The following is a 13,254-nucleotide window of genomic DNA, read 5'->3' as shown; positions in this document are numbered from 1 at the left end:
TGCCGACACCGCACAGGCCATGGCCTAGATGCCGGCCATCGACTCACAGCGCGCCGCCTGGCTGGCGACGCAGATCCTGCCGCACGAGCCGGCGCTGCGGCGCTGGCTGCGCAAGCACGCCCCCGGCAACGTCGATTGCGACGACGTCATCCAGGAGACTTACGCCATCCTGGCCGGGCTGGGCGAGGTGGGTCATATCGCCAATCCGCGCGCCTATCTGTTCACCGCTGCGCAGTCGGTGCTGTTGCAGCAGGTGCGCCGCGCCAGGATTGTTTCGATCGAAAGCGTGGCGGAAATCGAGCGCCTGGACATCACACAGGACGAGCGCTCACCCGAGCGCCACGCCATTGCCGGTCAGGAGCTGCGCCGCATCGGTGAAGCGCTGGCGGCACTGCCGGACAAATGTCGCCAGGTATTTGTGCTGCGCAAGGTCGACGGCCTGTCGCAGCGCGAGATCGCCGCGCGGCTCGGAATCAGCGAGAACACCGTGGAAAAACACATCGTCAAGGGACTGCGTTTGCTGATGGCCCGGATGGGCCGCAGTGCCGCCCCCGCACCGGCCGCCACTGCCGGCACTGTGGCGTCGCAGCGCGTCGAAGAGCAGCACGGGCACTAGGCATGAGCGAAATCGATGACATCGCCGCTGCCTGGGTGGGACGCGAGGACGGCGACCGCCTGACCCAGGCCGAGCGCACACAGCGCGACCGCTGGCTGGCCGCCGATGTGCGCCATCGCGGCGCCTATGCGCGTGCGCATGCAGTGCACCTGCACTTCGATCGCGCGCGTGCGTTGGGGCAGGGCTTTACCGCCGAAGCGGCGCAAGCACGCCGCACGCATCGACGCGGCACCTGGCTGGCTGCACTCGCTGCCAGCGTGGTCGCTGCGGCCACCGGCATACTGGCATTGCAGCAGTCCGTTCCCGGACATGGCGCGCCCGGCAGTGAAGCGCCCGGCAGCGGCCATCACCTCACCCGCATCGGCGAGGTGCTGCGGCTGCCGTTGGCAGACGGCTCGGCAGTGACGCTGAACTCCGGCTCGGAAGTGGTGGTGGAGTTCAGCGCCAACCGGCGCCAGATCCAGTTGCTGCGTGGCGAGGCCTTGTTCGATGTGGCCAAGGATCGCCACCGCCCATTCGTGGTGATGGCGGCAGGCTCGCAAGTGCGCGCGGTGGGCACCAGCTTCAGCGTGCGCCGCCGCCAGGACGATGCAGTCAAGGTCGTGGTGCGCGAAGGCACCGTTGAAGTGGATGCCGACCAGCGCGCACCGCAACGGGTGGCAGCCAACATGCTGGCCATGGTCAGCCCGACGCGGGCAGTGCAGCTGCAGCCGCTGGATGCGCAACGCGTGCAGCAGTTGCTGGTCTGGCGCGACGGCATGATCGCCTTCGATGGCGACACGCTGGCGCAGGCGGCCGCCGAATTTGCCCGCTACAACGACATGCGCATCCTGATCGACGACCCCGCCGTAGCGCGACGCACCGTGGTCGGCCTGTACTCGGCCAACGATCCGGAAGGCTTCGCACGCGCCGTCGCACTGAGCATGGGCCTGCAGATCGAACACACCCGTGGCGGCATCCATCTGCGCGGGGCAATCGCGCAGTGATGCCCATCGATCTGCAGCCAGGCCGCCGGCAGCTGCGATGTCGATGTCGATGGCGGAAACGCGGCGGCTGCGCATCCAACCACATGCGAGCAAGACAACAACGGTGACGACGACCAGACAGCGGCGCACGCGCGCCAGCGGAGACCAGTGATGCATGCAGCAACCAGGCGTTTGAGCAAGGCAATCGCGGCGGCAACCGCAATGATGGCAGCGGGACATGCGGTGGCAGCGTCACCGCAGGGGCGCACGTTCTCGCTACCGGAGGGCAATGCGGTGGCGGCATTGCCCGAATTCGCGCGGCAGGCCGGCGTCCAGATCGTGGCACCGGGCGAATACCTGCAGCAGGTACGCACCCCGGCGGTGCAGGGCACGCTGGAATCGCGCGTGGCATTGCGGCAGTTGCTGGCCGGCACCGGCTTGAGCGTGGTCGAAGACGATGGCGAACGCATCACCCTGGCCTCGGCGCAGCCGCTGACGGCCGGGTTGCACGGGCATCCCGGTGTGGGCTACGCACAGGTGGATGCATCCGCAACCACGCAGCCAGCCGCCGCACCGCCCGCAGACGCCGCAGTCGGCAACCTGGATGCAGTGGTGGTCACCGGCGCACGCGGCGTGCAGCGCACCGTCACCGAAAGTCCCACCCCGATCGATGTGATCGGCGCGGCGGAACTGGAAAAGACCGGCCGCCCGGGCCTGCTGTCGGCGCTCAACGATCTGGTGCCCTCGTTCAATGCACCGGCCAAATCCGGCAACGGCACCTCGTATGTGATCGCCACCGGCGGGCTGCGCGGGCTCAACCCGGATCACACCCTGGTGCTGGTCAACGGCAAGCGCCGCCATCGCACCGCCAGCATCAACATCGCCGGCATCGTCGGCCGCGGTTCGGTGCCGGTGGACATGAGCCTGATCCCGGTCTCGGCGGTGGATCACATCGAGGTGCTGCGCGATGGCGCCGCCGCGCAATACGGTTCGGACGCGATCGCCGGCGTCATCAACATCCTGCTCAAGTCCGATGCCGAGGGCGGCAAGGCCGACATCCTGTGGGGCCAGAACATCGACCGCGCCGATGGCGACAGCAGCAGCGCCAGCATCGGCAAGGGCCTGGCACTGGGCAGCGACGGCTTCGTCTATCTGGCCGCCGACGCCCGCTATCAACAGACCTCCAACCGCGCGGTGCCGGTGGCCGACGACTACCGGCTGTACTACCCGGTCAACGGCCAGCCGGACCCGCGCGAGGCCACCGCCAACCGGCTGATCACGCGCAACTTCGGCCAGCCCTGGCAGAAGGGCGCCAACCTGTCCTACAACGCCGAACTGGGCCTGGGCGGCGACCTGCGCGGGTACTCCTATGCCACTTACAGCCGCCGCCTGAGCGACCTGGAATGGTCGTTCCGCAATCCCAACGCCAACAACACCCTGCAGGAGATCTATCCGGACGGGTACAGCCCGCGCCTGCGCATCGACGAGACCGATTACGAGTTCACCGCCGGCATCAAGGGCCTGTGGGGCCAGTGGGATTGGGACCTGACCACCAGCTACGGCAGCAACGCCTCCGAACGCGACGGCCTGCACACGCTCAACGCCAGCCTGGGGCCGACCAGCCCCACCGAGTTCTATCTCGGCCAGCTGACCTCCACCGACTGGACCACCAGCCTGGACATCACCCGCGGCCTGCAGCTGGCCGAGCGCCCGCTGCAGGTGTCGCTGGGCGTGCAGCATCGCTACGAGAAATACGAGATCCAGGCCGGCGAGCAGGCGGCCTATGCGGCCGGCAGCTACGTGTTTCCGGCCGGGCATCCGCGCGCCGGGCAGGCGCCGCCGCCCGGCGCGCAGGGCGCGATCACCTTCCAGCCCGACGAAGCCGGCAGCCTGGATCGCAACAGCGGCGCGGCCTATGTCGACCTGACCTGGGACGTGGCCGACAGCGTATCGCTGGGCCTGGCCGGCCGCTACGAGCGCTTCGACGATTCGGCTGGCGACACCGCGGTGGGCAAGTTCACCGCGCGCTGGGCCATCACCCCGACCTTCGCGCTGCGTGGCGCGGCCAGCACCGGCTTCCGCGCGCCGGCCCTGGCGCAGGCCCTGTACGCGGCCACCAACAGCAGCTGGCGCACGCTGGACAACGGCGACCGCGAACTGTTCCTGGCCAAGACGCTGCCGGTGGATTCTCCCGCCGCGCTGGCACTGGGGGCCGAACCGCTGAAGCCGGAAGAATCCACCAACACCAGCATCGGCTTCACCTACAACCCCACCCGCGCGCTCAGCCTCACCGTGGATGCCTACCGCATCGATCTGGACGACCGCATCGGCATGACCGGCTACATCACCGGTGCGGCGATCACCGACCTGCTTACCCGCGCCGGCGTGTCCGGGGTCGACAGCGCGCAGTACTTCACCAACGCCATCGACACCCGCACCGAAGGCGTGGACGTGGTGGCGACCTGGCGCATGGAGGCCGGCGACTGGGGCCGGGTCAACTGGAACCTGGGCTACAACTACAACAAAACCGAGATCACCCGCATCGCCGACAACCCGGCCGCACTGGACTCGCTGGGCGCCGGCTACGAACTGTTCGACCGCGCCTCGCGTGGCTATCTGTCGCGCACCCCGCGCAGCAAGCTGCTGCTGGGCGGCAATTGGGTGATCGGCGACTTCGCCCTCAACGTGCGCGTCAACCGCTTCGGCAGTTTCGACGTGCTGGAAAACAACCCGGCCAACGACGAGCACGTGCCGGCCAAATGGATCACCGATCTGGAAGCGTCCTACGCACTGTCCGGGCGCATCACCTGGACGCTCGGCGCCAACAACCTGTTCAACCAATACCCGAACAACATCGGCGCGGTCGCCAGCACCGGCAGCGGTTTCTATGTGACCAGCGTGCCGTACGGCTTCACCGGCGGGTCCTATTACACCAAGTTGACCTACACCTTTTGAGGAGTGATCCAGTGCCGCGACTTTCTTCGATGCGGGCGCCTGCGCGCAGCGCTTCCATCTGCGCAGGGCTGTTGATCGCATTGCTCTGCGCCCCGCTGGCGGCGCTTGCCGGCGCCGGCAAGGACACCGGCGAGATCCTGTGGGACCGCTACGGCGTGCCGCATGTTTATGCCAGGACCGAAGCCGGCACCTTCTACGGCTTCGGTTGGGCACAGACCCACAGCCACGGCAATCTGCTGCTGCATCTCTACGGCGAAGCGCGCGGCCGCGCGGCCGAATACTGGGGCGAAAAGTACGCCGAACAGGATCGCTGGCTGGCCAGCAACGATGTCTACCCACGCGCGCAGCAGTGGTACCGACAGCAGGCCCCGGGCTTCCGTGCCGACCTGGACGCCTTCGCGCAAGGCATCAACGACTACGCGGCCGCACATCCCGAGGCGCTGGATGCAGAGGTCAAGGTGGTGCTGCCGATCACCGGCGTGGACGTGGTGGCGCATGCGCACCGGCTGATGAATTACGTCTACATCGCCTCGCCGGCCAAGGTGCTGGGCGAGCCGCCCAAGGATGGCCAGGCGCGCGATGGCTCCAACGCCTGGGCGCTGATGCCAAAGAAAACCCGCGATGGCCACGCCATGCTGCTGGCCAACCCGCATCTGCCCTGGGGCAGTGGCTTTTTCACCTACTACGAAGCACATCTCAACGGGCCGGGTGTGGATCTGTACGGCGCCACCCAGGTCGGCCTGCCGATCCTGCGTTTCGGTTTCAACAAGCAGCTGGGTTTCACCAATACGGTGAACACGCTGCTGGGCCAGACCACCTACAAACTCACGCTGTCGGGCGAGGGGTATCTGCTGGACGGCAAGGTGCTGCCGTTCAAGCGTGAAACCAAAGCGCTGAAGGTTCGTCAGGCCGATGGCTCGCTGAAGGAAGAAACGCTGCAAGTGCGGCATGCGATGCAGGGCCCGGTGTTCGAGCGTTACGACGGCAGCACCGTGGCGCTGCGTGTGGCCGGCCTGGATCGCCCCGACATGCTCAAGCAGTACTGGGACATGGGCAAGGCGCAGGACTTTGCGCAGTTCCAGCGCGCGCTCAAGCAGCTGCAGGTGCCGATGTTCAACATCGTCTATGCCGACAACGCCGGCAATGTGCTGTTCCTAGACAACGGCATCCTGCCCAAACACGCGAAAGGCGATTTGAAGTACTGGAGCGGGCTGGTGCCGGGCGATACCGCGTCCACGTTGTGGAGCGAGGTACACGGCTACGACGAGCTGCCCAAGGTGATCAACCCGGCCGGCGGTTTCGTGCAGAACACCAACGACCCGCCGTGGTTGGCGAGCTGGCCGCGCGTGCTGGAACCGAGCGCATTTCCGGCCTATGTCGCACCCACCGGGCCGATGTCGCTACGGGCGCAGAACTCGGTGAAGATGCTGGCCGAACACGACAAGATCGACTTCGATCAGCTGGTCGCGCTCAAGCGCACCGCGCAGGCGCTGGCGGCCGATCGTACATTGCCGCAGTTGTACGCTGCCGCCGCAGACAGCACCGATCCGGACATTCTCGCCGCGATCAAGGTGCTCAAGGCCTGGGACCGCCACTTCGAAGCCGACAGCCGTGGCGCGTTGTTGTTCGAGGAATGGGCGCGCCTGTTCACCGGCGATGCGCGCTACCTCTCGCAGGCCGGTTATGCCACGCCGTGGTCACTGGAGGCGCCATTGACCACACCCAGCGGCCTGAAGGATCCGGCGCTGGCGTTGCGTCAGCTCAAGCAGGCCGTCGCCAGCACCAAGAAGACCTATGGCGCGATTGATCGGCCGTACGGCGAGGTGTCGCGTTTCCATCTGGGCGCTGTCGATGTGCCTGGCCGCGGCGGCTTCGGCAATCTCGGCGCGTTCGACGTCATCACCTGGAACCCGCCCAACGCCGATGGCCAACGCCTGCCGCAGCACGGCGAAACCTGGGTCTCGCTGGTGGAGTTTTCCACGCCGCTCAAGGCCAAGGGGCTGATGAGCTACGGCAATGCCAGCCAGCCTGGTTCGGCGCACATCAGCGACCAGCTGCCACTGCTGTCCAGGGGCGAGTTCCGCACCTTGTGGACCACGCGCGAGCAGGTCGAACAGCACCTGGAATCGCGCACCGACTTCTGATGCCCAACTCCCGACGATCGCCCAACTCCAAGCAGCTACCCGACCGCACCGCCCACCATCCCAGCATCCAAGGACACCGCCCATGCGCACCTTTCTGACCGCCGCCTTGTTCGCCGTCTCGGCGTTGACTGCCACGTTCGCCGCATCGGCGGCCGATCCGCACGACGGCGCCTGGACCCTGGTGGAATCCAAATCCAACTGGAGCGACGGCAAGTTTCCCAAGGGCATGCGGCTGACCATCAACGTGCAGTTCTCCGACAACCGCATCGAATACCACTCCATCAACACCACCCGCCCGGACACGCCGTACAAGGTCGATTACGTCACCACGCTGGATGGCAAACCCAGCCCGCTCAACGAGCAGGCGCGCTTCAACCAGATCGCGGTGAGCAAGACCGGCGCCGATACCTACCAGATCCTCAAGATGAAGGACGACGACGTGATCGTCGGCGAGTTCTGGACCTTTTCTGCCGACGGCAAGACGCTGATCCGCAATGGCGTGGGCAAGTCGCCGGAAGGCAAATCCAAGGCGTATCACGAGTTCTTCGAGCGCAAGTGACGCGTTGGTGCGTGGTCGCAAGAGGTGATGTTTGCGACTGCGCATCGCGTCAGCCCGCGCCCCGTGCACTCACGTTCTGCGTTCTGCGCAGGGATCGGCCGATCCCTGCGCGGCTATGATCGATACACCCCCACCTTCTGCGAGCTGCCATGACCCTGTATCGCCTGTGCACCGCCATCGCGCTGAGTCTGGCCGTGGCCGCACCCGGCCACGCGCTGGAGTTTTCCAAGGCCGAGCTGGCGCGCGCCACCGCGCTGCAACAGCGCCTGGTCACGCTGGATTCGCATCTGGACACGCCGGCCAATCTGGAGCGCCCCGATTTCGACGTCCTGCAGGCGCATGCCGGCAACCGGCTGTCGCAGGTGGATTACCCGCGCATGGTCGAAGGCGCGCTCGATGGTGGCTTCTGGGCGGTCTACACCGGGCAGGGCAATCGCAGTGCGGCCGCGCACCTGGACGATCGCGATGCCGGCCTGCAACGGTTGTTGAAGATCCACACGCTGCTGGCCGCGCAACCGCAGCGCTTCGCCTTCGCCACCACGCCTGCCGATGCGGCGCGCATCAAGGCCGATGGCAAGCGCGTGGTGTACATCAGCATGGAAAACGCCAGCCCGCTGGTGGCTGACCCCACGTTGCTTCGGTTCTATTACGCGCAGGGGCTGCGGCTGATGAGCACCGTGCATTTTCTCAACAACGAGTTCGCCGACTCGGCCACCGATCCCAAGGGGCCGGAATGGAAGGGCCTGAGCCCGGCCGGCAAGCAACTGGTGCAACAGGCGCAGGCGCTGGGCATCGTGATCGATCAATCGCATGCCTCCGATGCGGTGTTCGACCAGTTGATCGCGCTGTCGCCGGTGCCGATCGTGCTCTCGCACAGCGGCGCGCGTGCGGTGTTCGACCATCCGCGCAATATCGACGACGCGCGGCTGAAGGTGCTGGCCGCACACGGCGGGGTGATCCAGGTGAATTCCTACGGCGGCTACCTGGTCGACAGCGGCGCCAGCCCCGAGCGCAAGGCCGCCGAGAAGGCGCTCACCGAGCAATACGGCGGCTGGGAGCACATCAAGATCGCCGACGGCACCGCCCTGAGCGCCGCGCTCAAGGACCTGGATGCGCGCTACCCGATCAAGCGCGCCACCGAGGAGGATTTCTTCGCCCATCTGGAGCATGTGCTCAAGGTGGTCGGGCCCGAACACGTGGGCATCGGCATGGACTGGGACGGCGGCGGTGGCGTGGTCGGCCTGGAAGACGTCTCCGACCTGCCGCGCATCACCGCCTGGCTGCTGCGCAAGGGCTACACCGAGCAGCAGATCGCCGGCATCTGGGGCGGCAACCTGCTGCGGGTGATGGGGCAGGCGCAGGCGTATGCGGTGGGGAATCGGGAATCGGGAGTGGGGAATCGGTAGAGCGCGGGAGTTGGGATTGGGGATTCGGGATTCGCAAAGCCGAGGCGGTCTGTCGTGCGGGGCTGGGTGCTGTGTCGGGCTTGGCGGTGGGGCGCCGGTTTGGTTGTGAGTGCAGGGCTGGGGTGCTGCTGCGGGCTTCTTCGCCGGATGGGCTGATTGGGGCGCGCGCGGAGTGCGCCGGCGCTAGTTGTCAGCCAGGTGGTTGGGGGCGGGGCGCCGTCGCAGCATCGGGGTCGCCAGCCTTGCACCAACAGCATGGTTACTATTGCGTTCCGAGCCCGGCAAACGCCGGGAGCGGTTGTGGCTGATTTGGGCATTTGCACAAAAACCGGCATTTGCCTGCCCGCAGATTGGCAGCAGTCTGACGATGCTTCCGGGAAAAACCTCCAACTAGAATGCGCCGACCCCTGTGTGGTGCCGGTGCCAGGGCACTGCGCGCCGGTGGGCCCACCGACTGCTGGAGCGTGCGATGACCCAAGCCTCCCGGCCCCTGCCGCCCTCCGACGGCCTGGGCCCGACCTACCGCAGGATCCTGTGGCGGCTGATCCCGTTCCTGTTCGTCTGCTACCTGTTCAACTACCTGGACCGGGTCAATGTCGGCTTCGCCAAGCTGCAGATGCTGGGCGATCTGGGCATGAGCGAGACGGTGTATGGATTGGGCGCGGGCATCTTCTTCATCGGCTACCTGGCCTGCGGGGTGCCGAGCAACCTTATCCTGCAGCGCATCGGTGCGCGCCGCTGGGTGGCGATCATGATGGTCAGCTGGGGCCTGCTCTCCACCTGCCTGATGTTCGTGCGCACCCCCGCCGGTTTCTACACCCTGCGCCTGCTCACCGGCGCGGCCGAGGCCGGCTTCTTCCCCGGCATCGTGCTGTACCTGACGCGCTGGTTTCCGCGCGCGCAGCATGGCCGGGTCATGACCGTCTTCATGTCGGCCATCCCGATCTCCGGGGTGCTGGGCGGGCCGTTGTCGGGCTGGATCCTCAGCCACTTCTCGGCCGGGCAGGGCGGTCTGGCCGGCTGGCAATGGATGTTCCTGCTGCAGGGTCTGCCCACCGTGCTGCTGGGCATCGGGGTGTGGTTCCTGCTCAGCGACGGCGTGCAGCAGGCGAGCTGGCTGGACCCGCAGGAGAAGCAGGCACTGACCCGCGCGCTGGCCGCCGACGAAGCAGGCAAGCCGGCCGGTGCCTCCACCTCGCTGGGCGCGGTGCTGCGCAACCCGGCGGTGTGGATGCTGGGCACGGTGTACTTCTGCATCCAGAGCGGGGTGTATGCGATCAATTTCTGGCTGCCCTCGATCATCCAGGGCAGCGGTGTCACCGACCCGACCCGGATCGGCCTGATGAGCGCCATCCCGTATCTGGCCGCGGCGGTATTCATGGTGCTGATGGGCCGTTCGGCCGACCGCCGCGGCGAACGCCGCTGGCATCTGGTGATCCCGTTGCTGATGGGCGCGGCCGGCCTGTGCATCGCCGCCAGCGTCACCGACAACCTGGGCCTGGCCCTGTTCGGCATGACCCTGGCCACGATGGGCGCGGTCAGCGGCTTGCCGCTGTTCTGGCCGCTGACCAACGGCTTTCTCACCGCCGCGGCTGCGGCCGGCGGGCTGGCGCTGATCAACTCCACCGGCCAGGTTGCCGGCTTCGTCAGCCCGTACCTGGTGGGCTGGATCAAGGACGCCACCCACAGCACCGAGCTGGCGCTGTACGTGCTGGCCGGGGCCATGCTGCTGGGCGCGGCGCTGGTGCTGCGGGTGCCGGCACGCGCGGTGAACCAGTGATGTCCATCCAGGCGAGTGTCCCCATGAAGATCGTCATCGCCCCCGATTCCTACAAGGAAAGCCTGTCCGCGCTGGAGGTGGCCACCCAGATCGAGGCCGGCTTCCGCGAGGTGTTTCCCGATTGGCACTACAGCAAGGTGCCGGTCGCCGATGGCGGCGAGGGCACGGTCGACGCCCTGGTGGCGGCCACCGGCGGGCGGGTGATCGCCTGCACGGTCAGCGGCTCGCTCGGCACCCCGGTGCCGGCGTTCTTCGGCCTGACCGGCGACGGCCGCACCGCGGTGATCGAAATGGCCGCCGCCAGCGGTCTGGCGCTGCTGCCGCCGGCCGAGCGCGCGCCGCTGCGCACCAGTACTGCGGGCGTGGGCGAGTTGATCCTGGCCGCGCTGGATGCCGGCGCGCGGCGCTTCATCATCGGCATCGGCGGCAGCGCCACCAACGACGGCGGCGCCGGCCTGGCGCAGGCCCTGGGCGTGCGGTTGCTGGATGCGCGCGGCGAGGCGATCGGCCCCGGCGGCGGCGCGCTGGCGGCGCTGGCCCGGATCGAGACCGACGGCCTGGACGTGCGCCTGCAGGACTGCCACTTCGAAGTGGCCTGCGATGTGGACAACCCACTGATCGGCCCGACCGGCGCCTCGGCGGTGTTCGGCCCGCAGAAAGGCGCCACCCCCAGCATGGTGCGCCAGCTCGATACCAACCTGCAGCACTACGCCAACCTCCTGCAGCGCGACCTCGGTGTGCAGCTGCACGACCTGCCCGGCGGCGGTGCGGCCGGCGGCCTGGGCGCGGCGCTGGTGGCATACCTGGGCGCGCAGTTGCGCCCGGGGGTGGAGATCGTGGCGCAGGCGCTGGGGCTGGATGCGCTGATCGCCCAGGCCGATCTGGTCATCACTGGCGAAGGCCGTCTGGACAGCCAGAGCCTGCACGGCAAGACCCCGGTGGGCGTGGCGCGGGTGGCGCAGCGGCACGGCAAGCCGGTGATCGCCATTGCCGGTTGCCTGGGCAACGGCGCCGCGCTGCTGCATGGGCATGGCATCGATGCGATGTTCGCGGTGGTGCATCGCGCCTGCACGGTGGAGCAGGCGCTGGCCGAAGCCGCCGGCAACGTGCGCATCGCCGCACGCAATGTGGCGGCGGCGCTGCAGGTGGGCAGGGCGTTGGCGCCGGCGCCGGCAGCCGGAGACGGCCGCTGACGGCAGCGCATGGATTCCTGACGCAGGCCCTCCTCGTGCCACCTGTCCCGCTGCAGCACATCGCCGCGCAGAGCAGGCCTGGCGCCCGCAGGGCGACCGCGCGACGCGGCGCGTTGCCGGTTTGACTGCCACCGATTCCGGGAAGCCGGCTGCTCACCGACGACGGGTGCGCAGCGTGCCGGCAGCAGGCGTCGCAGCGCGCCGCATCTTCGCCCGACGCATCCGCATCGAACCGCGCGCGGCAGGCTGTCAGCAACGGCGGTCGAAGCACCCGCCGCCGCACCCTGCACCGTCACACACGTATCGAACATGCATGCGCCGACCATGGCACCGTGAACTCCCTCGATCGCGTCAACAGACCCCAGCCCATGCTCACGCTCGACCGCACCCTGGCGCAGTCCATCGTCGACCGCGCGATGACCATCCTCGACGGCAACGTCAATGTGATGGACCACACCGGCGTCATCATCGCCAGCGGCGAGCCGGCGCGCCTCGGTCAGCTGCACGAGGGCGCGCTGCTGGTGCTGTCCAGGCAGGGCCGGGTGGAGATCGATGCGGCGCTGGCGCAGCAACTCGATGCAGTGCGCCCCGGCGTCAACCTGCCGCTGATCGCCGATGGCCGCATCGTCGGCTGCGTCGGGCTCACCGGCGACCCGCAGCGGATCGGGCAACAGGCCGAACTGGTGCGCATGGCCGCCGAAGCCATGCTGGAGCAGGCCGGCCTGCTGCGCCTGCTGGCCCGCGATGCGCGCCTGCGCGAGGAAGTCACGCTCGGCCTGATCCGCGCCGACGGCCCCACCCCGGCACTGGCCGGCTGGGCCGAACGGCTGGGCATCGCGCTGGACCTGCCGCGCGTGGCCGCGGTCATCGAAGTGGAAAGCGACACCCTCGACCTGGACGCCATGCTGGTGGAACTGCAGCGCCTGCACACGCTGCTGTCCACGCCCGAGCGCGGCAACCTGATCGCCGCCACCGCGCTCAACGAACTGGTGGTGCTCAAGCCCGCACTGGACCGCCGCGGCCACTGGGACGTGGACGAACAACGCCGCCGCGCGCACACCTTGCTCGAGCGCATGCGCGCCAGCAGCCCGCTGCGGATCCGCCTGGCGCTGGGGCAGTACTTCCCGCAGCCCGGCGGGCTGGCCCTGTCGCACCAGATCGCGCGCACCACCATGCGCATCGGCAAGGCGCGCGCGCCGCAGGCCGATGCGTTCTTCTACGACGACCATCGCCTGCCGGTGCTGGTGGACGACCTGCGCCAGGCCTGGCAGGCCGAGGAACTGCGCAAGCCGCTGCAGGCGCTGCTGGCACAGGATCGTCGCGGCGACCTGTTGCAGACCCTGTCGGTCTGGTTCGGTGCCGGCATGCGCATGGCATCCACTGCCAAGACACTGGCCATCCACCGCAATACGCTGGATTACCGCATGCAGCGCATCGCAGAACTGTGTGGCGTGGACCTGCGCAACACCGACGACTGCGTACGCCTGTATCTGGCCTTGCAGATGCGCGATGACGGCGCCGCCCCGCAGGCCGATGCCCACACCTGACGGCGCGCCGGCAACCCGGCACCGGCACGCCCCGGCGCCGCTGTGTGCAATGGCGCACGGAACGTCGCGCGGCCGTCGCTAACAGGTAT

Annotated in this window: 9 protein-coding genes; all 9 read left to right on the top strand. The window is 68.1% G+C overall.

Features of this window, described 5'->3' with window-relative positions; all coding sequences use genetic code 11:
* Window positions 1–28 precede the first annotated feature (28 nt).
* On the top strand, window positions 29–616 hold the full coding sequence (locus FHY19_RS12820; RefSeq protein ID WP_259166488.1) for an RNA polymerase sigma factor: 588 nt from the start codon (window positions 29–31) through the stop codon (window positions 614–616).
* Between the two features lie 2 nt (window positions 617–618).
* Window positions 619–1,602, top strand: a complete 984-nt coding sequence (locus FHY19_RS12815) for a FecR domain-containing protein (RefSeq protein WP_259166487.1) — start codon at window positions 619–621, stop codon at window positions 1,600–1,602.
* Between the two features lie 171 nt (window positions 1,603–1,773).
* Window positions 1,774–4,536, top strand: a complete 2,763-nt coding sequence (locus FHY19_RS12810) for a TonB-dependent receptor (RefSeq protein ID WP_259166486.1) — start codon at window positions 1,774–1,776, stop codon at window positions 4,534–4,536.
* Window positions 4,537–4,547: 11 nt separating this feature from the next.
* On the top strand, window positions 4,548–6,680 hold the full coding sequence (locus FHY19_RS12805) for a penicillin acylase family protein (RefSeq protein WP_259166485.1): 2,133 nt from the start codon (window positions 4,548–4,550) through the stop codon (window positions 6,678–6,680).
* An 82-nt stretch (window positions 6,681–6,762) separates the two neighbouring features.
* The gene (locus FHY19_RS12800) at window positions 6,763–7,239 is read left to right on the top strand and encodes a hypothetical protein (protein WP_126943771.1); all 477 of its coding nucleotides are present in this window, start codon (window positions 6,763–6,765) and stop codon (window positions 7,237–7,239) included.
* 149 nt (window positions 7,240–7,388) lie between these two features.
* On the top strand, window positions 7,389–8,645 hold the full coding sequence (locus tag FHY19_RS12795) for a dipeptidase (protein WP_259166484.1): 1,257 nt from the start codon (window positions 7,389–7,391) through the stop codon (window positions 8,643–8,645).
* A 469-nt stretch (window positions 8,646–9,114) separates the two neighbouring features.
* On the top strand, window positions 9,115–10,425 hold the full coding sequence (locus FHY19_RS12790; protein ID WP_259166483.1) for an MFS transporter: 1,311 nt from the start codon (window positions 9,115–9,117) through the stop codon (window positions 10,423–10,425).
* A 23-nt stretch (window positions 10,426–10,448) separates the two neighbouring features.
* Entirely contained in the window at window positions 10,449–11,618 is a 1,170-nt protein-coding gene (locus tag FHY19_RS12785; protein WP_259166482.1) for a glycerate kinase, read from the top strand.
* Between the two features lie 368 nt (window positions 11,619–11,986).
* Window positions 11,987–13,165 (top strand): sugar diacid recognition domain-containing protein, encoded by a 1,179-nt coding sequence (locus FHY19_RS12780; protein ID WP_259166480.1) that lies wholly within the window; start codon window positions 11,987–11,989, stop codon window positions 13,163–13,165.
* Window positions 13,166–13,254 lie beyond the last annotated feature (89 nt).

Source organism: Xanthomonas sp. 4461 (assembly GCF_024806475.1).
GTDB classification, from domain to species: domain Bacteria; phylum Pseudomonadota; class Gammaproteobacteria; order Xanthomonadales; family Xanthomonadaceae; genus Xanthomonas; species Xanthomonas arboricola_F.
The sequence above is the reverse complement of the archived record's forward strand: the minus strand, read 5'-3'. Positions and strand labels throughout refer to the sequence as shown.